General features: G+C 70.7%; 20 protein-coding genes and 1 riboswitch. Of the genes, 8 read left to right on the plus strand and 12 right to left on the minus strand.

The annotated features are described in order from the left end of the window. Positions 1-10: 10 nt before the first annotated feature. A riboswitch (ZMP/ZTP riboswitch) is annotated at positions 11-92 on the plus strand. Positions 93-117: 25 nt separating this feature from the next. Next, positions 118-1,371, plus strand: coding sequence for a serine hydroxymethyltransferase (gene glyA / locus AB0C30_RS08725; RefSeq protein WP_357642582.1), 1,254 nt, complete (start codon positions 118-120; stop codon positions 1,369-1,371). Positions 1,372-1,457: 86 nt separating this feature from the next. Here the strand turns inward: glyA and AB0C30_RS08730 are convergent, their stop codons facing one another. The 6 genes from AB0C30_RS08730 to AB0C30_RS08755 form a co-directional block, all read right to left on the minus strand. Beyond that, positions 1,458-2,621 (minus strand): amidohydrolase/deacetylase family metallohydrolase, encoded by a 1,164-nt coding sequence (locus AB0C30_RS08730; RefSeq protein ID WP_357941090.1) that lies wholly within the window; start codon positions 2,619-2,621, stop codon positions 1,458-1,460. Beyond that, a complete protein-coding gene (locus AB0C30_RS08735; protein ID WP_357941091.1) occupies positions 2,618-3,622 on the minus strand; it encodes a serine hydrolase domain-containing protein in 1,005 nt (334 codons plus the stop codon). The genes AB0C30_RS08730 and AB0C30_RS08735 overlap by 4 nt, the downstream gene beginning before the upstream one ends. Continuing rightward, complete coding sequence (locus tag AB0C30_RS08740; RefSeq protein ID WP_357941092.1) at positions 3,619-3,879, minus strand: IclR family transcriptional regulator C-terminal domain-containing protein; 261 nt, start codon at positions 3,877-3,879, stop codon at positions 3,619-3,621. The genes AB0C30_RS08735 and AB0C30_RS08740 overlap by 4 nt, the downstream gene beginning before the upstream one ends. A gap of 258 nt (positions 3,880-4,137) precedes the next feature. After that, positions 4,138-5,439 carry a CHRD domain-containing protein gene (locus tag AB0C30_RS08745; RefSeq protein ID WP_357941094.1) on the minus strand — a complete coding sequence of 434 codons (1,302 nt, stop codon included), beginning with the start codon at positions 5,437-5,439 and terminating at the stop codon, positions 4,138-4,140. A gap of 169 nt (positions 5,440-5,608) precedes the next feature. Next, positions 5,609-6,331: a zf-HC2 domain-containing protein gene (locus tag AB0C30_RS08750; protein WP_357941096.1), complete on the minus strand. Its 723-nt coding sequence runs from the start codon at positions 6,329-6,331 to the stop codon at positions 5,609-5,611. Further along, entirely contained in the window at positions 6,328-6,876 is a 549-nt protein-coding gene (locus AB0C30_RS08755) for a sigma-70 family RNA polymerase sigma factor (protein ID WP_357941099.1), read from the minus strand. Before AB0C30_RS08755 ends, AB0C30_RS08750 begins: the two co-directional genes overlap by 4 nt. A gap of 296 nt (positions 6,877-7,172) precedes the next feature. On the opposite strand from AB0C30_RS08755, the gene rsgA reads away from it, so the two are divergent. Both rsgA and AB0C30_RS08765 read left to right on the plus strand, forming a co-directional pair. Continuing rightward, entirely contained in the window at positions 7,173-8,270 is a 1,098-nt protein-coding gene (rsgA, locus tag AB0C30_RS08760) for a ribosome small subunit-dependent GTPase A (protein WP_357941101.1), read from the plus strand. Between the two features lie 17 nt (positions 8,271-8,287). Further along, complete coding sequence (locus AB0C30_RS08765; protein WP_357941103.1) at positions 8,288-8,920, plus strand: phosphoribosyltransferase family protein; 633 nt, start codon at positions 8,288-8,290, stop codon at positions 8,918-8,920. 235 nt (positions 8,921-9,155) lie between these two features. On the opposite strand, the gene AB0C30_RS08770 is transcribed toward AB0C30_RS08765, so the two are convergent. Continuing rightward, the gene (locus AB0C30_RS08770) at positions 9,156-9,632 is read right to left on the minus strand and encodes an ATP-binding protein (protein ID WP_357941105.1); all 477 of its coding nucleotides are present in this window, start codon (positions 9,630-9,632) and stop codon (positions 9,156-9,158) included. 131 nt (positions 9,633-9,763) lie between these two features. On the opposite strand from AB0C30_RS08770, the gene AB0C30_RS08775 reads away from it, so the two are divergent. Then, positions 9,764-10,651 (plus strand): helix-turn-helix transcriptional regulator, encoded by an 888-nt coding sequence (locus AB0C30_RS08775; RefSeq protein WP_357941107.1) that lies wholly within the window; start codon positions 9,764-9,766, stop codon positions 10,649-10,651. A gap of 116 nt (positions 10,652-10,767) precedes the next feature. Continuing rightward, positions 10,768-11,001: a DUF397 domain-containing protein gene (locus AB0C30_RS08780; protein WP_225289364.1), complete on the plus strand. Its 234-nt coding sequence runs from the start codon at positions 10,768-10,770 to the stop codon at positions 10,999-11,001. Positions 11,002-11,254: 253 nt separating this feature from the next. On the opposite strand, the gene AB0C30_RS08785 is transcribed toward AB0C30_RS08780, so the two are convergent. The 4 genes from AB0C30_RS08785 to AB0C30_RS08800 all read right to left on the minus strand — a co-directional run bounded on the left by AB0C30_RS08785 (position 11,255) and on the right by AB0C30_RS08800 (position 14,708). After that, the gene (locus AB0C30_RS08785) at positions 11,255-11,566 is read right to left on the minus strand and encodes a WhiB family transcriptional regulator (protein ID WP_080036407.1); all 312 of its coding nucleotides are present in this window, start codon (positions 11,564-11,566) and stop codon (positions 11,255-11,257) included. Between the two features lie 101 nt (positions 11,567-11,667). Then, positions 11,668-12,537, minus strand: a complete 870-nt coding sequence (locus AB0C30_RS08790) for a sucrase ferredoxin (RefSeq protein WP_357941109.1) — start codon at positions 12,535-12,537, stop codon at positions 11,668-11,670. A 106-nt stretch (positions 12,538-12,643) separates the two neighbouring features. After that, positions 12,644-14,206 (minus strand): glycerol-3-phosphate dehydrogenase/oxidase, encoded by a 1,563-nt coding sequence (locus tag AB0C30_RS08795; protein ID WP_357941111.1) that lies wholly within the window; start codon positions 14,204-14,206, stop codon positions 12,644-12,646. Beyond that, complete coding sequence (locus AB0C30_RS08800) at positions 14,199-14,708, minus strand: helix-turn-helix domain-containing protein (protein WP_357941113.1); 510 nt, start codon at positions 14,706-14,708, stop codon at positions 14,199-14,201. The genes AB0C30_RS08795 and AB0C30_RS08800 overlap by 8 nt, the downstream gene beginning before the upstream one ends. Before the next feature lie 31 nt (positions 14,709-14,739). Between AB0C30_RS08800 and AB0C30_RS08805 the strand changes: the two genes are divergently transcribed. Then, the gene (locus AB0C30_RS08805) at positions 14,740-16,380 is read left to right on the plus strand and encodes an FAD-binding oxidoreductase (protein WP_357941496.1); all 1,641 of its coding nucleotides are present in this window, start codon (positions 14,740-14,742) and stop codon (positions 16,378-16,380) included. A 71-nt stretch (positions 16,381-16,451) separates the two neighbouring features. On the opposite strand, the gene AB0C30_RS08810 is transcribed toward AB0C30_RS08805, so the two are convergent. Further along, a complete protein-coding gene (locus tag AB0C30_RS08810) occupies positions 16,452-16,862 on the minus strand; it encodes a hypothetical protein (RefSeq protein ID WP_357941115.1) in 411 nt (136 codons plus the stop codon). 147 nt (positions 16,863-17,009) lie between these two features. Between AB0C30_RS08810 and AB0C30_RS08815 the strand changes: the two genes are divergently transcribed. Beyond that, positions 17,010-18,497 (plus strand): metallophosphoesterase, encoded by a 1,488-nt coding sequence (locus AB0C30_RS08815; protein WP_357941117.1) that lies wholly within the window; start codon positions 17,010-17,012, stop codon positions 18,495-18,497. A 21-nt stretch (positions 18,498-18,518) separates the two neighbouring features. After that, a complete protein-coding gene (locus AB0C30_RS08820; RefSeq protein WP_357941119.1) occupies positions 18,519-20,084 on the plus strand; it encodes a bifunctional 3'-5' exonuclease/DNA polymerase in 1,566 nt (521 codons plus the stop codon). Positions 20,085-20,091: the final 7 nt, after the last annotated feature.

Consider the following 20,091-nt stretch of genomic DNA (forward strand, 5'->3'; position numbering starts at 1 on the left):
CGCTATCGTCTAGAACGTCGCGACTGGCGCGTTAGGTGGGGCGAACCACCAGGGAGCGGAAGGGCAGAAGGCCGTGCGCCTGGGTCTTCGCACATTGTCAACGATGACAGGAGAGTCATGAGTTCTCTCACAAGCGTAGACCCGCAGATCGCCGAGCTCATCAAGGCGGAGGAGCGCCGCCAGGCCGACACCGTCAAGCTCATCGCGTCGGAGAACTACGTGTCCAAGGCCGTTCTGGAGGCCACGGGCACCGTCCTGACCAACAAATACTCCGAGGGCTACCCCGGCAAGCGCTACTACGAGGGCCAGCAGGTCATCGACCAGGTCGAGACCCTGGCCAACGAGCGGGCCAAGGCGCTGTTCGGCGTCAATCACGCCAACGTCCAGCCCTACTCGGGCTCGCCCGCCAACCTGGCCATCTACATGGCCTTCCTGCAGCCGGGCGACACCGTGATGGGCATGGGCCTGCCGTTCGGCGGTCACCTCACGCACGGCTGGTCGGTCTCGGCCACCGGCAAGTGGTTCAACCCGGTCCGCTACGGCGTGCGCCAGGACACCGGCCGCATCGACCTCGACGAGGTCAGGGCGCTGGCCCTGGAGCACCGGCCGAAGCTGATCTTCTGCGGCGGCACGGCCATCCCGCGCACGATCGACTTCGAGGGCTTCGCCTCCATCGCCCGCGAGGTGGGCGCCGTACTCGCCGCCGACATCGCGCACATCGCCGGCCTCGTCGCGGGCGGCGCGCACCCGTCGCCGGTGGGCCACGCCGACGTGATCTCCACGACCACGCACAAGACGCTGCGCGGCCCGCGCGGCGCCATGCTCATGGCCACCACCGACGAGCACGCGACCGCGCTCAACAAGGCCGTCTTCCCCGGTCTGCAGGGTGGCCCGCACAACCACACCACCGCCGCCATCGCCGTGGCCCTGCACGAGGCGTCCACCGACGACTTCAAGGCATACGCGCACCAGGTGGTGACCAACGCGAAGGCGCTGGCCGAGGAGCTGTCGAGCCGCGGCTTCGACCTGGTCTCGGGCGGCACCGACAACCACCTCATCCTGCTCGACCTCACGCCCAAGGGCATCGGCGGCAAGCCGGCCGCCCAGGCGCTCGACCGCGCGGGCCTGGAGACCAACTACAACACGGTCCCCTTCGACACCCGCAAGCCGTTCGACCCGAGCGGCATCCGCATCGGCACCCCCTCTGTCACCTCCCGGGGGATGGGGCCGGCGGAGATGCGGCAGATCGGCGCGTGGATGGACGAGGTCGTCACCGCCCTGGCCAAGGGCGACGCCGAGCACGTCATCAGCCGGGTGCACCACGAGGTGAGTGAGCTGACCGCGCAGTTCCCCGCGCCTGGTCTCTCCTGATTTCCGTTTCGGCACAGCCGCCCGCCATACGTGGCTGTAGGTCTCCAGGAAAACGGCCGCTGAGCCCCGCACAGGGCTCGGCGCCGTTACGTGCGTGTCGTTGACCGGTGGCGCGGTTCGGTGGGCCGGAGGCGTCCCTCCCGGATGGTGGCCACCGGGAGGATGCGCTGGGTGGGCTCGCGGTGGGTTCCGCGAGAATCCACATAGACCCGCTCCGTCTCCCCGGTCAGCCGGAACTCCGTGGTCTCTGCGGTCGACCGGGACGCCGTGGCCTCTCCGACCAGCCGGAATACCGTGGCGTGCCTTATCGTGCCGTCGTTCGCCAGCCATTCCGAGTCTGGCGAGTCCATGCGCAGGACGCGGCGGGGTGCGTCCGTCACCGCCGTGATCGCGTTCTTCAACGGCAGGCCGCAGGCCAGCAGCTTGGTGATCGTGGTGGCCAGGTCGTGCACCGGGCCTCCGATGTTGCGTACGTGGATGTCGGTGCTGATCGAGTGCGGTGGGTAACCGGCGGCGAGCGCGCGTTCGGCGACGTCGAAGCTGAAGCTGGCCACGCCGTGCCCCACATCCAGCAGCACGCCCCGGTCGAGCGCGCGGGCCAGCGCGGGGGCAGGGGTGCCGTCGGGCCGCCACGGATGGCCGGTCTTGCCGTGGTAGCAGTGGGTGATCACGTCGCCCTCGTCCAGCAGGTCGAGCACGTCCTCGATCAGCGGCGGCGCCTCGCCGACGTGCACCAGCAGCGGCAGACCCGCCTGCCGGGCGACGAGCCGGCCGAGTTGGAGCGGCTGCAGCCCCATCGCGCCCACGACCGCGCCGCTGGAGCGGACCTTCACGCCGCAGACCAGACCCCGGTGCCGTTCGATGGCGGCTAGTGTGGCGTCCACGTCGATGAAACTCGGGTCGGCCGTTTCGCGTAGATGAACGAGGCCGTATGAGCCGATGTTCACCCAGGCGCGTATTTCGGTCTCGGCGGCCGGAACGACATAGCGGGCCAGACCGTCGATCGTCGCCTGGCCCGCGCTGCCCGCGTCGGCGACCACGTGCACGCCCTGGTCCAGGCCGACCCCGTCCGGGGGCACGCTGATCACCGTCATCCCGTCGTAGACGTGGGCGTGCAGGTCCACCCAGCCGGGCCCGATCCAGAGATCCCCGGGCCGCTCCCGGGTCGGCTCCAGCACCAGCCCGCCGCCTCCCGGAACCAGCCGCACCACCGAAGCCGAACCGACCACCCGAAGCGCATCACCGGTCATGCCAGGACCTCCGCGACAGCCGCATTGTGGAAGGCGCGGCGGATTCGGTTGATCGCGTCCGACCCCCGGCTGGGGTGCACCCGGTTGGTCAGCAGCACCACGAACACGTTCAGTTCCGGATCCACCCATAGGCTCGTCCCCGTGAACCCGGTGTGCCCATACGCCGCCGGGCTCAGCAGATCGCCCCCGCTGCAGCCGGGCCGCTCCCACCCCTCCCAGGCCAGCGCCCTGCCTCCGGTCCGCGTCCGGGTCATCACCTCGAGCGTTCGGGCGCCCAAGAAACCGCCGCCCCGGCACAGCGCCCGGCCCAGCCGCGCCAGGTCCTCCAGCGTGCCGAACAGCCCCGCGTGCCCGGCCACCCCGCCCAGCACCTCGGCGTTCTCGTCGTGCACGGTCCCCTGGACGATCCGGCCGCGCCACGGGCAGTCCTCCGTGGCGGCCGCGCGACCCCGGTCGGCCTCGGGCAGCAGGAAGCGGGTCTCGTCCATGCCGACGGGCCCGGTCACCCGCTCCCGTACCAGCTGGTCGAGCGGGGTCCGGGCGGCGCGTTCGGCGATCAGGCCGAGGATCATGAACCCCTGGGAGCTGTACTCGACCCCGGGCGAGGAGCGCAGCGGCAGCCGGGCCACCGCCGCGAGCAGTTCGTCGCGGGTTGGGTGGTCGCGGTAGAGCGGCTGCTGCCCGGGGATGCGCGAGGTGTGCGTCAGCAGCTCGAAGACGGTGATGCCGGACTTGTCGGTCGAGGCGTACTCCGGCAGGTGCAGCGCGATGGGATCGTCCAGGGTCAGCTCGCCCGACTCGACCAGCGCCATGACGGCCAGCCCGACGATCGGCTTGGTGAGCGAGGCCAGGTCCCACAGGGTGTCGTCACTGACCGGGTCGCCGTTCCACGCCAGCGTGCCGAGCCGGCCGCGCGAAACCGGGCCGCTCGACCTGCCGTAGGCCCAGGCCGCGCCGGAGAACTCCCCGAGGGCTCGGGCCCGCGCGAGCACGTCCGTCATACGTTCCTCCCGATCGCCGCCGGCACGCGGGCGGCGGCGGCCACCACCAGCGGTCCCAGCAGCGGTATGTCGTCCTGACTCAGGCTGAGCGTGAGACCCGCGCCCACCGCCGTCCCACTCGCGTCGCGGACCACCGCCCCGACACAGCGCATGTTCGCCTCATTCTGCTCCTTGTCGATCGCGTAGCCGCGTGAGCGTACCGCCTCCAGCTCCTGAAGCGGCAAAGCCGCCGCCGACCGGGGCTGAGGTCCGTGCATGAGGACGCCCCCCGTTCGGACCTGCTCCGGGCGTGAGGGCGCCCCGCCGTTCGGACCTGCTCCGGGCATGAGGACGCCCCGCCGTACGGAGGGTTACGGCGGGGCGTCGGGTGCCTTCGGGGACGGGCCGGAGGTCCCCGGAGGCGGTGGCCGGTGGCGGGTGGCGCCGCTACCGGCCGGGGGCGGCCCTCGCGGGCGGGACCGAATCGCCCGCGCGGACTTGCTCTTCAGTTGGTCTTATGGACTTCCTTAGAGTGATCAGCCCAGGAAGAGGTAGTCGGCCTTGTAGTCGACCTGGGTCTGGGCGCCGACCGTGCAGGTGCCCGCGGGGGCCACGCCGCCCTCGGTGTTGAGGCGCAGGATCGTGGTGGCGTGGGCCAGCAGGCCGGTGTTCTTGCCGGACTGGGTGGCGTCCAGGACCAGCTCGGGGATGTTGCCGTCACCGTTGGGGGTCTTGGTGACGACCGCTCCGCGTACCGCGCTGCCGTCTGGAGCGACCCACTGCGGCGGTCCCGCGGCAGGGGTCACGAAGGAGTGGTCGATGCCGCGCCGCAGCTTGGCCGCCACGCCGTACTGGGTGAAGGCCGCTGCCGCGCCGGGCTGCTGGGTGCAGGCGTAGATCTGGGCGCCCTTCAGCACCTCGGCGGTGACCGCGCGGGGGTGGTCGAACGGGTCGCCGGACAGCTGGCCGCGCACCGCGCCGCCGTTGAACTCCGTGGTGTGCAGGTTGGTGTAGTACCGGCCGGGGTTGGCGGCGATGCGCTTGACGACCGGCGCGGCGACCTTGGCCTCACCCGCGACCCCCGTCAGGTTCGACGGCAGGCCCGCGGCGTCGGCGAACAGGTCGGCGACCACGTCGCCGTTCTTGCCGCTCGCGCCCTTGTGGACGTGCCCGTTGGTCACCGGGGCGAGCCCGGTCCAGAAGGCGGTGTAGCCGATGATCGAGCCGGCCGGGCGCAGCCACCAGGTGGCCTGGCCGTCCTGGTCGCCGCGCTTCTTGCCGTCGTTCGCGGGCACTTCCTTGGTGCCGTCGGCGCGGGCGGAGAGCGTGGCCTGGTTGCTGCCCTGCAGGACGCCGTTGAGGTCGATCGGCTTGTTCAGCCGGTGGAACTGGCCGCGGACCGCGCCCTTGGGGTGGGCGGCGTCGTGCAGGTTGGCGTAGAAGCCGCCAGGGTCGTCGATCAGCGCCTTGACCAGCGCCGGGTCGGCGGTGACCGTGCCGGTCACGCCGAGCACGGACTTGGGCAGCGGCTTGGTGAAGAACTCGAGCTTGACGTCGCCGTTGGCGCCCTTGGCGGCCTGGTGGATGTGGCCGGCGGTAGGTGAGTCGATCTTGTTCCAGCGAGCCGCGAAGGTGACCTCGTTACCGCTGATCTTGATGACGACGGTCGACCGGCCATCGGCGTCACCCTTGACGTCCACCTCGTTGGCGCCGCGCAGACCGGCGGCGAGATACACGTCGTCACCGGAGGCCGAGACAGTCGCCTGAGCAGCGGTGACCGGAGCGAGAAGGCCGGTGGCGAGCAGCGCCCCGGACAGGGCGAGCGTACGAATCGACATGATGAAACCTCTTCAAGGATTGTCATTGGGGTTGGTACGGCAAGCAGTACGCGACCCGGTCCGAAGAGGTTCAACCGCTGAATCCGTAAATTTACACATAGGGAAGTGCGCACAGAAAAGCCCTCCCACCTGCGGTGGAAGGGCTTCTGAGAGGTGAGTCCCGGGGAATTCAGGCTCTGACGGTAAGTAAAGTCTTACCAGTCGTGGTGACCACCTCGAAATGATCGATGTCCTCGAGCTTCCACGGGCTGCCGCCGTGCATGTAGAGCGGATCGGGCGACCCGGGCACGCCGTATCCGGCGGGTGGCACCGACCAGCCCGTCATGATCCGCTGCTTGCCCGTCTTGGACACCGAGATCAGCTCGCATTCGAGCGGGCCCTTGATGCCCGAGAGCTTGAGCGCGGCATGCGTGCCCCAGCCCTTGGACTCCAGCACCAGCCCGCCGGTCACGCCGTCGGCGCCGACGCCCTCGATGGGCTTGCCGTCGGCGTAGAACTGCTCGGCCGGACCCAGATGCTGCGTGGGATGGCCCGCCGCCACGGGCGGCGCCGCGTCACCGCCCCCGAGCTGGGTGCCGACCGCGAGCCCGCCGGCCACCAGCGTGACCGAGGCCGCCAGCCCGATCACGAATGTGCCCCGCCTCGACCGCCGGTCCTCCGCCTTCTTACGCCGGAGCAGGTCGATGACATCGGCCTGCCCGTAATCGGGAGGAGGGGGCTCTTCTCGCACCGGCCCGATCCCCGTCAGCACACTGGCCACTCCGGCCAGCTCTGACAGCTCCGCCCGGCATGACGGGCAGAGGGAGAGGTGCGCTTCGAAGGCCAGTCTGTCGTCGTCGTCCAGCAGGCCGAGGGAGTAGGCGCCCACGTCCGTATGCTCGACTCTGTTCACGCCGTCACCCCTCTCTCCTGCAGTGCGACGCGCAACGCGCGGACCGCGTAGTAAACCCGGGACTTCACTGTGCCAACGGGGATGCCGAGCGCTATGGCAGCATCGTTGACCGACCGGTCTCGCAAGATCGTCTCGTTGAGGATCTCGCGGTGGGCCGGGGATAACGCCATCAGCGCCTCGGATACGACCACCTGGTGCAGCAGTCCCTCCATCTCGTCCGGCACGGGCATGCTCTCCAGCGGGCCGTCGCCTGATTCCGGCGGGCGGGCTTCCTTGCGCCGCCGGTCATCGATCACGATACGGCGTGCGACGGTGGCTAGCCAGGGCATGAGCGAAGCCGAATCCGGATCAAGCTGCTCGGAACTACGCCAGGCACGGATCATGGTCTCCTGCACGACGTCCTCGGCCCATTGCCGATCGCCCGCCGTCAGCCGGATCACGAAGGCCAGCAGCGGCCGGTGGTACTCCCGGTAGAGAGTGGAGACGACCACTTCGTCATCCGGACGTACTCGCCTCATCCGGTGGCGTGAGCGTGGCTTGCCCATGGGGGCGGCTCCCTCGGCCGAGGGCGGGGGACACGTGCTGACTCGCATCATTCCCCTTTCAAAGTGCAGTCGGCAGGAAGTACGGACAGATTCCCTGGTGCGGTTCAACAGATCGAGAAGAAAGTCGTTGCGAAGTCGCAGGAGGGATGCGTAGAGTCACTTCCCAGCTGCACCGAGAACTCGAGTGAGGAGGTGACGACCATGCGGGCTGTTCTGTTCGGCTTGCCGTTTGTCATCCTCCGGGGGCCCGCTTAGAGGTCACCCGGGTCCTTCTCGACCACAAAGGTGTCACTCCGTTGTTCTCCACGCTTTTCCCGCTCGGCTGGACCGAATCCCGCGCCGCCGAGCTACCACTACATACCGTGCCCGCCCGGGTGTCCCGGGTCGATCGCGGTGCGGCCGAAGTGATCGCCGCCGATGGGCAGCATCACGTCAAATACGGCGCGCGCGTCCGCAGGGCGTCCGCTGACGACCCGGTGGCGCTGCCCTGTGTCGGAGACTGGGTCGCGCTCAAGGAGCTCCCAGAGGGCCGCTACGAGCTCGACGCGGTCCTGCCGAGAAGCAGCGCCTTCGTCAGGGGCGGCGTCAGCCGCGACTCGCGCGGCGGCTTGTCGGGCGACGGCCAGGGCCAGGTGCTCGCGGCCAACATCGACATCGTCTTCGTCGCGGAGCCGTCCATGCACGCCACGGACTTCGCCGACCTGGGCCGCATCGAACGGCTCGTCGCGCTGGCCTGGGAGTCGGGCGGCACGCCGGTCGTGCTCGTCACCAAGTCCGACCTGTTCGAACGCGGCCTCGACGACCTGCTCGCCGACGTACGCGTCGCCGCGCCGGGCGTCGACGTGCACGCCGTCTCCTCGGTGCTCGGCGACGGCGTCGAGCTCGTACGCGGCTACCTCGAAGGCTCGCGTACGGCCGTCGTGCTCGGCCCGTCGGGCGCCGGCAAGTCCACGCTCGTCAACGCCATGGCGGACGGCGAGGCGATGGAGACCCAGCAGGTGCGCGCCGCCGACGGCCGGGGCCGCCACACCACCGTGCACCGGGAGCTGATCCCGCTGCCCGGCGGCGGCCTCGTCATCGACACGCCGGGCATCCGCCGCGTCGGCCTCTACGAGATGAGCGAGGGTGTCGACCTCGTCTTCTCCGACATCGAGGAGCTGGCGGCCGGCTGCCGGTTCGACGACTGCGGCCACGAGAGCGAGCCCGGCTGCGCGGTGCTCGCCGCCCTGGAGTGCGGCGAACTCCCCGAGCGGCGGCTGATCAGCTGGCGCAAGCTCCAGCGCGAAGCCGCCTGGATGGCCTCGCGCACCGACGCGCGGCTCCGCAAGGAGCAGCAGAACAAGTGGAAGGTCATCCACAAGGAAATGCGGCGCACGGGCAGAAACCGCCCCTGACCGGGTAACACCACTGCATGGAGCTGCTGTTCGCGGACCGCGCGCAAGCGGGGGCCATGCTGGCGGGGCGCCTGCTCGACGCGCAGGACCCGGTGGTGCTGGCGCTCCCACGCGGCGGCGTGGCGGTGGCCGTGCCGATCCACCGCAGTGTCGGTGGCCGGCTCGACGTGCTGGTGACCCGGAAGATCGGCTATCCGCCGACGCCCGAACTGGGCGTCGGCGCGATAGCCGAGGGCGGCGAGCCGGTGTTCGACCTGCTGCTGCTGCGCAGGCTCGGGATGACGCCCGAGTCGGTGGCGGACGTGGTCGCGGAGGAGCGGCGCGAGCTGGCCCGCCGGGTCAAGGTCTATCGGGGCGACCGCCCGCTGCCCGATCTCGCCGGACGCGAGGTGATCGTGGTCGACGACGGCCTGGCCACCGGCGCCACCGCGCGGGCCGCGCTCCGGGCGGTCGGCGCGGCCAAGCCGGGCCGGGTGACGCTGGCCGTGCCGGTGGGCGCCCGCGACACCGTCGAGGCCATGCGCGAGGAGGCCGACGAGGTGGTGGTGCTGCGGGTCCCGGCGGATTTCCGGGCGGTGGGGCAGTGGTACGAGCACTTCGACCAGCTCAGCGACGCCGACGTGCTGGATCTGCTGGCGGGTGTGCGGTGAGGGGTGTTTCGTCACACGACCGTTTCGGACTCTGTGACGGTCCGTCGGGGTTGGTGTCCCTTGGGAGGGATACCCCTGCGGGAGTGAGGAAGAGGCCGGTCCGTCGGGGCTGGGGTCCCTTCGGAGGGATACCCCCTGCGGGGGAGCGGAAGAGGCCGGTCCGTGGAGGGCGGGGTCCCTTCGGGGGAGCGGACGAAGGTGGTCCGTTGTGGCCGGGGTCCCGATGGGCGTGGGGTCAGTTGGAGAGTACGGCCCAGACGAGCTTGCCCTGGGCGCCGGGGGTGAGCCAGCCCCAGCCCGTGGTGAGGGCCTCGACCAGGCGCAGGCCGCGGCCGTATTCGGCGAAGACGTCGGTGGTGGGCGGGGCGGCGGGCGCGTGCCGGCTGTAGTCGCTCACCACGCACGCCACCTCGGGCCGCCGGCTCAGCAGCCGGAGCTGGATGGCGCCGCCGCCGTGCCGCATCGCGTTGGTGACGAGCTCGGAGACCACCAGCTGGGCGTCGAAGACGATGTCGTCGGAGCCCCACGAGGTGAGCGTCCGGTCGACGAACCGCCTGGCAGAGGCCACGCAGACGGGCTCGAACGTGCTCAGCTCATGAAAGCGGAAGACCTCGTCACACGGTCCGCGCCGCCCGTCGAGCAGAATGGGCAGCAGCCATTCGGGTGCCTGGGCACACGTGGCGGCTTGCGGCCGAGCGTCGAAAGTCGTCATCCTGGCCCCCGAAGCGCGGTCTAGGTGATCCAATGCCCATCTTTACGGCGTGTGCTTACCGATGCAAGACTTTTCGTGTTTTACAGATGCAAATAGCATCTGCACGTGCAGATGATCTGGGAGCGATAGGTGTGAGCGCACTGAGTGCGGAAGGGAATGTGGTCGGCTACTCGCCGGGAAGCCCGACGGTGCTGCGGATCCTGCTGGGTACGCAACTGCGCAGGCTCCGCACGGAGAAGCGTATCTCGCGGGAGGACGCGGGGTATGCGATTCGCGCTTCTCACGCCAAGATCAGCCGCCTGGAGCTCGGGCAGGTCAGCTTCAAGGAACGCGACGTCGCCGATCTGCTCACCCTCTACGGCGTCACCGACGAGGCCGAGCGGGCGCCGTTGCTGGAGCTGGCCCGGCAGGCGAACGCCCCGGGCTGGTGGCACAAGTACAGCGACCTGCTGCCCGGCTGGTTCGAGGTCTACATCGGCCTGGAGGGTGCGGCCTCGGTCATCCGTACGTATGAGAACCAGTTCATCCCCGGCCTGCTCCAGACGCCCGAGTACGCCAGGGCGGTGATCAAGCTGGCGCACGAGACGACTCCCGAGGCCGAGGTCGACCGGCGTGTGGCGCTGCGCACCAGGCGGCAGGAGCGCCTGGCCGGTGGCCGGGCGCTCAAGCTGTGGGCGGTCATCGACGAGGCCGTGGTGCGGCGCGCGCTCGGCGGCCGTGAGGTGATGCGGCGGCAGATCGAGCACCTGCTGGAGATGACGAAACGGTCCAACGTCACCGTTCAGGTCATCCCGTTCGAGCGCGGCGGGCACGCCGCCGCCGGCGGGCCGTTCAGCATCCTGCGCTTCCCCGAGCGTGACCTGCCCGACGTCGTGTACCTGGAGCAGCTCACGAGCGCCCTCTATCTGGACAAGCCGGCTGAGTCCGAGCATTACATGCAGGTCATGGACCGATTGAGCGTCCAGGCCGACTCCCCTGAGCAGACCCAACGCTTCCTGGAGCGCCTGCTGTCAGTGTGATCCACCCCATATCGGGGTTTTGGTCGTCCCGTATATGGCGATCTTGGCGATGCCGTAACGTGATCTCGCAACCACGGCTGCACGTGCATCCGTAAGCGCGCGAGGGAGCTTCGCCCATGCATGAGTTCCGCAACGGAACGCCCGCCGGTCGCCTTCCCGCCGTCTGGCGCAAGAGCAGGCGGAGCAACCCCAACGGCAACTGCGTCGAGGTGGCCGATCTGCCCACGGGGGAGGTGGCGATGCGTAACTCACGCTTCCCCGAGGGGCCCGCCCTGGTCTACACGCGGGATGAGATCACCGCGTTCGTGCTCGGCGCCAAGGATGGCGAGTTCGACGATCTGATCGTCTGAGCCAAGAGCCCAGAGCCAGGCGCAGCGCCGACTCAGAGCGGTCCAGCCCCGAAGCTCGGCGAGCAGCGATCCGGAAACCACTTCAGCCCGGCGTCACGGATGACGCCGGGCTGAAGCGCGTGCTGGGGGCTGAGGTCTTTTGCCTGATCAAGCAGTTGCCCCGACCGGGTTCGCCGGAGCCTGGACTTGGCTGGCCAGGCCCCGGTTCATCGGGGCAACTGCATGATCACGCGGTGATCGCTGCCGGGTGGAGTCAGGCGGCGGAGATGCCGGCGCTGGCGGCGCGGCGCATGCGACGGCGACGCTCGGAAGCGCGCTCGTCCTCGTTCAGGCCACCCCACGTGCCGTACTTCTCCGGACGGGACAGCGCGTAGTCCAGGCACTCGTTGCGGACAGGGCACTGGGCGCAGATCGCCTTGGCCTTCCGCTCGCGCACGTCACGCTCGGGCTGCCGCTCCCCATCGGGGCCGAAGAAGAGCACGAGGTCCTCACCCCGGCACGCGGCATCATCCTGCCAACCCCAGCTGGGGCGCGGGCGGGCGAGCTGCCGACGTACCTGAGACATGAGAAAACCACCTTCGTGAGAGGTATTTCAGTAATTGAGCCGCATTGGACGTTTTCGGCGTCACTGTTCCAACGCAAAGGTGGGCCGTAGTGTTCCCGTGATCAGGTAAGGGCGGGCGTGGCGTACCGCACAGGCGTGAGCCTGTCCAGCGAAACCAGCCGGTAGGTGGTGATCTTCTCGGCGCAAGCCGTACCACACGGCGCTTGGAACACCGATGGCTCAACCACAACCTCGAACCGGACGTCGCCGCAGCGCACGATGGCTTCGGTGACGTCGCCGTCCGACCTGGAGGATTCCACGGCCACTGCGCCGACAGAACACTCTCCCGAATGGGTTCGGGCGAAGTGCTCGACGGCTTGCAATGGCTCAGGGATGCCTGCGCGTCCCCGGTAACGGTCGAGAATGATCTCGCCCGACCGGTACGCGTTAGCCGCTGCGATCGCAGCAGCCTGAGACATGCTGCCGTAGAAAATTCCGTGTGGCAAGCACACGAGGTTGGCGGCGTAGCGATCGCCGCCAACGTGTGACGTTTCCCATACTCTGTCCGGCCAGTTTTCGGCCAGGCTTCGAGCGATGGGCAGTCCAATGCGGGCGCAACACGCATTGCGCTTGGCGTGCGTGCAGACCAGAAATACCGGCTCGTCTTCAAGTATGCAGGACTCCGGGACCACTCCGGCCACCAGCGCGTCCAGGTCAAGATCCTCGGTACCTGCGATGACTCCGCTGGCCAGCCAGGGGTTGGGGCCCGTGGCGTAGCCCACTAGCACACGCAAGTCCTGCTCCTGTGGGCGGACCCGTCTGCCGGGGCGGCGGATGAGCTGGGGTCTGATGCCACGTTCTTGGGCTCGGCGCACGAGGTTCGAGATTTTTTCAGGAAGCTCGAAGGTTTCCAGATGTGACGGCCACGGTCCGTCGTACTCGACGAGTAGCCACAGCCGGGCCCCCACGGTGGCGCTGGCCAGATTCGGCACCCCGCCCGTGTGGCAGCCATCCGGATGCTCGCAGCCCCTGGCCAACGCCTTGCTCCCCTCTTGCGAATTAGGTAAGACTAACCTAACGGTAAGAGGGATGTACGGGTTATCGGTTGAAAGCCGCCCTGGCGGCCGGCAGCGCCGCCGCCCGGTCCTCGGGGACGAGGCCGATCCTGGTCCTGCGGTCGAGGAGGTCGTCCGCGTCGAGCGCGCCCTCGTGGGCGACGGACCACATCAGCTCGCCCATCGTGATGCCGAGGCCGACCTCCTCGGGATGCGCCCGGACGAGTTCGTGCACGGCCGCCGCCTCGACGCCGTGGCGGGCGACCAGCCGCTCGGGTGGGCGGCCCGCGCCCGCCCCGGTTCGCGGGGTCACGGCGCCGTGACCCCGGACGGCTCCGACGAGCGGGATCGAGGCGGTACGGCTCCGGCCCGCCGGGAGGTTCCCCACCGAGATCGCTCGATCCACCGCGTCGGCCGCCATCCGCCGGTATGTCGTGAGCTTGCCGCCCACGACCGTGACGACCCCTCCGTCCGCCTTCCCGCCATCTGCGTACACGGCGTGCCTGCGTGAGACGTCCGCCGTCCGCCCGCCCGCCGCCAGAAGCGGCCTGAGCCCCGCGTAGGCGCCCGCGACGGCCTCGCGGGTCACCGGTGCCGCCAGAACCGTGTTGAGCACGCTCAGGAGCGTCCTGATGTCCTCCTCGGGGGCCTCGGGCACGTCGGGGACGGGTCCGTCGAGGGGCTCGTCGGTCAGGCCCACGTGCACGCGGCCGTCGGCTTGGGGGAGTACGAGCGCGAATCGGCTGCTCTCTCCGGGAATCGGAATGTGCAGCCCGGACAGGAGGCCCGGCAGGGTTCCGGGGCGGAGCACGAGGTGCGTGCCGCGTGACGGGCGCAGGCTCACCCGCGGGTCCAGCAAGCCCGCCCACACGCCCGCGGCGTTGATCACCGTCCTGGCCCGGATGCCGAACTCCGCGCCGGTCAGCTCGTCACGCACCTTGGCGCCCGCGCCGGTCAGCTCCAGGGCGCGGCACCGGGTCAGGATCCGGGCCCCGTACGCCGCCGCCGTCCTGGCTATGGCCACCACCAGCCGGGCGTCGTCGTACACGCGGCCGTCCCACGACAGCAGGCCGCCCCGCAGGCCGTCCTCGCTCAGCATGGGCGCGAGCGTGTGCGCCCGGGCGGCCGTCAGCCGGGACGGCCCGGGCAGCAGGCGGCGCGGCGTGCCGGCGGCGGCGCGCAGCCCGTCGCCGAGCCGGTAGCCGGTCATCAGCAGCTCCGCCCGGGACCTGGAGACCTCCGGCGTCAGCGGCAGCACGTACGGATGCGCCTTGACCAGGTGCGGAGCCGTCCGCCGCAGCAGGACGCCGCGCTCGACCGCGCTCTCGCGGGCGATGCCCACCTGCCCCTTGGCGAGGTAGCGGAGGCCGCCGTGGATGAGCTTGGAACTGAACCTCGACGTGCCGAAGGCCAGGTCGTGCGCGTCGATCGCCGCGACGCTGAGACCGCGCGAAGCGGCGTCGAGCGCCGCGCCCGCACCTGTCGCGCCCAGGCCCACGACCAGCACGTCGACCGTCTCCTCCGCGACCACGGCCAGCTCGCGGGTCCGTCGCGCGGCGTTCAGCGAGCTGTCTGAGGGGCGCGCGGCGTTCGGCGGGCTATCCAAGGTAGGCCTCCAGCAGAGTGGCGAGTTCGGCGTCGAGTTCGTCGAGGGTCACGGGGTCGAGCATGGTGGGCGCCGACAGCAGGAACGACTGCGCCACGAGCAGCACCGCCCTGGCCTTGCGGCGGTCGCCGACGGCGGCTTCGAGCACGCCGAGCACCGCCTCGTGGGTGGCGCCGCGCCGATCCAGCAGGTACGGCAGCAGCAGCTCCGGGTCCGCTTCCACGATCTTGCGCCAGAGCGGATGGCCGCGCAGCCGCCGTACCCCTTCGACCACGGCGGCGACCGGGTCCGACAGGTCCAGTTCGGTGACGGCCAGCACCCACTCCCGCGTCATCAGGTCGGCGACCAGGCTCCGCACGTCGGGCCAGCGGCGATAGAGCGTCATCCGGGACACCCCCGCCCGCCGCGCCACGTCGGTGAGCGTGGTGCGCCGCACCCCGTAGGCGAGCACGCAGTCGCGGGCCGCGTCCAGCACGCCGTCATTGTGACGAATCGACGTCATATGTCACAGTGTAGACGTGCTGAACGAACCGATGCTGTGGTCGGGCTGGGGCGACCCCGCCAAGGCCCGCGAACTGCCCCCGCAGATCCGCGAGCTGCTCCACGACCTGCTGGGCGTACGCGAGCCGGCCGCTCCCGCCGCCTCGTTCGAGTCCGTACGGCTGGCCCCAGTCGCGCTCTCGCCCGCGCACCTGGCCGCCCTGGCCGACGTCGTGGGCCACGAACAGGTGCTGACCTCGCGCGCGGCCCGGATCCGGCACACGCGCGGCAAGTCGACCCCCGACCTGCTGCGGATGCGCGCGGGAGACGGCTCGGCCGCGCCCGACGCCGTGCTGCTGCCCGGCTCGCACGACGAGGTCGCCGCGCTGCTGCGGCTGTGCGCCGCCGAGCGGGTCGCGGTGGTGCCCTTCGGCGGCGGCACCTCCGTGGTGGGCGGGCTGGCGGCGTCCCGGTCCGGCTTCGCCGGGGTGGTGGCGCTGGACCTGGCCCGGCTCGACCGGCTCGTCTCGGTCGACACCGAGTCGATGGTCGTCACCGCCGAGCCGGGACTGCGGGCGCCCGAGGCCGAACGGCTGCTCGAACGGCACGGGCTGACGCTGGGGCATTTCCCGCAGTCGTACGAGTACGCCACGCTGGGCGGATTCGCGGCGGCCCGGTCCAGCGGGCAGGCTTCGGCCGGTTACGGGCGCTTCGACGACATGGTGGTGGGTCTGACCGTCGCCACTCCCTCCGGCGATCTGGACCTGGGTCGCGCGCCCAAATCGGCGGCGGGGCCCGATCTGCGGCAGCTCCTGCTGGGGTCCGAGGGGGTGTTCGGGGTGATCACGGCGCTGCGGCTGCGGGTGCGGCGGGTGCCCGGGCGGCGGGTGTACGAAGGGTGGCGGTTCGGGTCGTTCCGGGAGGGGATGGCCGCGCTGCGGACGCTGGCGCAAGAGGGGCCGCTGCCCGCGGTGCTGCGGCTTTCGGACGAGACGGAGACCATGATCGGGCTGGCCCGGCCGGACGACATCGGGGGCGGCTCCAGCGGCTGCCTGGTGATCGCGGGTTACGAAGGCCCGGTTGACGGTCCAGCCGACGGGCCGACTGACCGGCCGACCGACGGGCAGGAGGCGGGTTCCCCGGCGACGTCTTCCCCGGCGACGTCCGTCGAAGGGCGCAGGGCCGGGGCCGGGGTGGTGCTGGCGCGGATGGGCGGGGTGCCGCTCGGGACCGAGCCCGGACGGGCGTGGGAGCACGGCCGGTTCTCGGCGCCGTACCTGCGCGACTCGCTGCTGGCCGCCGGCGCGACGGTGGAGACCATCGAGACGGCCGGGTTCTGGTCCGCGCTGCCACGCCTGTACGACGCGGTACGGCTGGCCCTGCTCGGGGCGCTGGAGTCGCCGCTGGTCATGTGCCACATCTCGCACGTGTACGAGACCGGGGCCTCGCTGTACTTCACCGTCGTCACCGCGCAGAAGGGCGACCCGGTGGCGCAGTGGGAGCGGGCCAAGGAGGCGGTCAACGCGGCCATCGTGGCGGCGGGCGGCACGATCTCGCACCACCACGGCGTGGGCCGCGACCACCGCGAGGCGTACGCGGCCGAGCTGGGACCCGTGGGCGTCGACATCCTGCGCGCCGTCAAGGCCCGGCTCGACCCCACGGGCATCCTGAACCCGGGCATCTTGATCCTCTGAGGTCGACCTGGGGCCGCGGGCCTGGGGCGCGGGCCTGGCCTGGGCCGCGGGCCTAGGTCTGAGTCTGGGGGTCAGTCCGGTGGGTCGACCGAGGCGGCCTCCGTCATGGCCGCCGCCGCTTCCCCATAGCGCTGCTGCGCCTCGTACACGTCCGACAGGCAGGCCAGGGCGAACACCAGCGGCGCGCCACCCGCCGGACGGCAGAGCTCGACGGCCTCCTCGGCGTACGGCAGCGCCTCCGCGGCCCGGCCGCGCTTGAGCAGCAGCTTGGCCGCGGCCAGCAGGCAGCGGGCGAGCAGCACCGCGTGCTCGTCGGGGTCTGCGGCGGCCAGCTCCCGGCTGAGCCCGATCGCCTGGTGGACCCTGTCGAGCGCCCCACCACCCCAACGCGACCGTCTGCCGGCGTACGCCAGCAACCCCTCTACGGCGGCCACCCCCGCGGTGCCCCTCCGGGTGGCGTCGTCCGAACCGTTCCGGGCCATGGCAGCCCCCCATCGCGGCGACGAACCGCTTGCTTGGGGCGTGAGGCTACACCATCGCGAACCGATTGTGTTCCCAACGGCACGCTGCGTTCGGACGCGCTTCGGGAAGTGGGTGCGGCTTGGGGAAGATCGCGTAAAGATGGAGTCATGGTGGAAGTCGCGGCTGAGCGTGGAAGGCAGCTCTCCTCCCGGGTGTCGGAGGAAGGCGCGGGGTGGGCCTGTCAGCGGATCGGCACGTTCAACGACCTGAGACCCGACAACAAGGGCTTCACCTGGCTCAGCCCGCGCACGCTGTGGCACTCGCGCAACCAGATCGTCGCCGGGCTCTTCGGCGACCCGTCCGGGAAGGTGCGCCGCAGGTGGATCGCCGAGCAGGAGGCCCGTGGCGCCGACCCGGACTTCCGCGTCAAGCCGGAGGTGGGGGAGAGCTTCAGCTTCCTGCTGCTCGGCGACACCGGCGAGGGCGACGCCTCCCAATACGCGGTCGTGCCCGGCCTGCTCAAGGTGGGCGAAGGCACCTCCTTCGCGGTCATCGCCAGCGACGTGCTCTATCCGGCCGGGTCCGGCAACGAGTACGAGAACAAGTTCTTCCGCCCGTACAAGGACTATGACGCGCCGATCTACGCGATCCCCGGCAACCACGACTGGTACGACGGGCTTGGCGGTTTCATGCGCGTGTTCTGCGACGCCCCGGCGCTCCCGCCCAAGCGGGATGCGGGGTTACGTGGCCTGCTCTGGCGCAGGTCGGAGACGATCGACGAGCGGCTGCTGGCCGAGGCCCGCGCGTTCAGGGACCGTCCGGCGCAGCGGGCCGCGCAGCCGGGGCCGTACTGGGCGATCGAGACCCCGAGCCTGCTCATCGTGGGCGTCGACACCGGCATCCAGGGGGAGATCGACGCCCAGCAGACCGAATGGCTGCGGCGCACCTCCCTGGACCCGCGCCCGAAGATCCTGGTCACCGGCAAGCCGATCTACACGCGCAACGACTACAAGCCGTCCCCGCTGGAGGGCGGCGGCACGATCGACGACATCATCCGCGCCCCCGAACACCGCTATGTGGCCGCCATCGGCGGCGACGTGCACAACTACCAGCGCTATCCCGTCAGGGTGGGCGACCGGGTGATCCAGTACATCGTCTCCGGGGGCGGGGGCGCGTTCATGCACGCCACCCATACCACCCGCCGGGTGGACGTGGCGGGCGTGCACGAGGACGACTTCAAGTGCTATCCGCTGCGCGGCGACTCGCTGTCCTTCTACAGCCAGCTGTACGCCAAGCGGCTCCGGATGAAGTGGATCTACCTCACCCCGGCCGAGGCCGCCTGCATCATGGCGGACCAGATCAAGAACACCCCGGTCCGGCCCGTCGCCGGACCCATCAAGATCACTCGCAGGATGAGGTGGGCGGCCCGGCTGCTCGGGGCCTGGCCGATGCCGTTCCGGCTGCCCGTGGGCACGGTCTTCCACCGCTACCTCTCCGAGCTGTCCGACTGGGACACACCACCGTTCTTCAAGCAGTTCCTGCACCTTTCGGTCACGCCCGAGCTGCTCTCGGTGCGCTGCTTCGCCGCCACCGGCTGCCTGCCGCAGGAGGTGGATCCGCCGATGGAGGACGAGGTGCACATCAGTTTGTCGTAGTCACCTGGCACTCTGGACGGCGTGCACGTAGTGGTGGCAGACGGGACGATCCTGCCGGTCGGTGGTCCGGCTCGCCGGGTCGACGACCTGGCGCGGGCCGTGCGCGAGCTCGAAGCCGAGCGGCCGCGCTGGGTCTGGGCGGACGCCCGCGAGATCTATCCGTCCCTGCTGTCCAAGGGTGTGCGGGTGTCACGCTGCCACGACCTGACGCTCACCGAGGGGCTGCTGCTTGCGTACGAGGGACGATACGGCCAGCCGCGCTCGGCCAAGGCCGCCCACGCCAGGCTGCACGGCCTGCCGGTGCCCGACGATCAGCCCAGCGTGCCCGACACCCTGTTCGCGCCCGAGCCGCTCGGCGCGGAGGCGGTGGCGGAGGTGCTGGCCGACCAGCTGCGCCGGATCGAGGCGCTGCCGGAGCCGGGCCGGTTCCGGCTGCTGGTGGCGGCCGAGTCGGCGGGCGCGCTGATCGCCGCCGAGATGGGCCACGACGGCATGCCGTGGCGCCGGGACGTACACGACGCCCTGCTCACCGAGCTGCTCGGCCCGCGCCCGGTGCACGGCATGCGGCCGGCCAAGCTCCAGGCGCTGGCCGACGAGGTGTCGGCGGCGTTCGGGCATCCGGTCAATCCCGACTCGGTGCAGCAGCTGGTCAAGGCGTTCAAGGGGGCGGGCGTCGCGCTCAAGACCACCCGGTCGTGGGAGCTCAAGCAGCTCGACCACCCGGCGGTCGCGCCGCTGCTCGCCTACAAGGAGCTGGCCAGGCTGTACAGCTTCCACGGGTGGGTCTGGGCCGATCAGTGGGTGCGTGACGGGCGCTTCCGTGCCGAATACGTGGTGGCCGGGGTGGTGTCGGGGCGGTGGGCCACCGACGGCGGCGGCGCGCTGCAGATCCCCAAGGTGATGCGCCGCGTGGTGGTCGCCGACGACGGCTGGACGTTGATCGTGGCCGACGCCGCCCAGCTGGAGCCGCGGGTGCTGGCCGCGATGGCCGCCGACGGAGGGCTGGCGCGGGCGGCGGGGGAGATCGACCTCTACTCGGCGCTGGCCAAGTCGTTCGGGGGCGAGCGCGCCAACGCCAAGATCGCGATGCTGTCCGCCATGTACGGCGGCACCAGCGGTGACGCGTCCAAGCTGCTGGCGGTGATGCGGCAGCGCTTCCCCAAGGCCTACCAGTTCGTCGAGGACGCGGCCAAGGCGGGAGAGGAGGGGCGGCTGGTGCGCTCCTGGCTCGGCCGCACCAGCCCGCCGCCGTCGGAGGGGTGGAAGTCCCTGGTGTCGGGGCCCGAGGGGAGCCGGGCGATCCGGGATCGGGGGCGGTTCACCCGCAACTTCGTCGTACAGGCCACCGCCGCCGAGTGGGCGCTGGTGCTGATGGCGGTGCTGCGGGGGCGGTTGTCCGGCCCGGCCCGGCTGGTGTTCTTCCAGCACGACGAGATCATGGTGCACTGCCCGCTCGACCAGGCCGAAGAGGTGATGACCGCGGTGTCGGAGTCGGCCGCCGAGGCCAGCCGCCTGCTGTTCGGGGGGACACCGGTGCGCTTCCCGATGGAGGCGGTCGCGGTCTCCTGCTACGCCGACGCCAAGTGACTCCGCG

The sequence above is a fragment of the Nonomuraea sp. NPDC048901 genome, assembly GCF_040649695.1.
In the GTDB taxonomy this organism is placed as follows: Bacteria; Actinomycetota; Actinomycetes; order Streptosporangiales; family Streptosporangiaceae; genus Nonomuraea.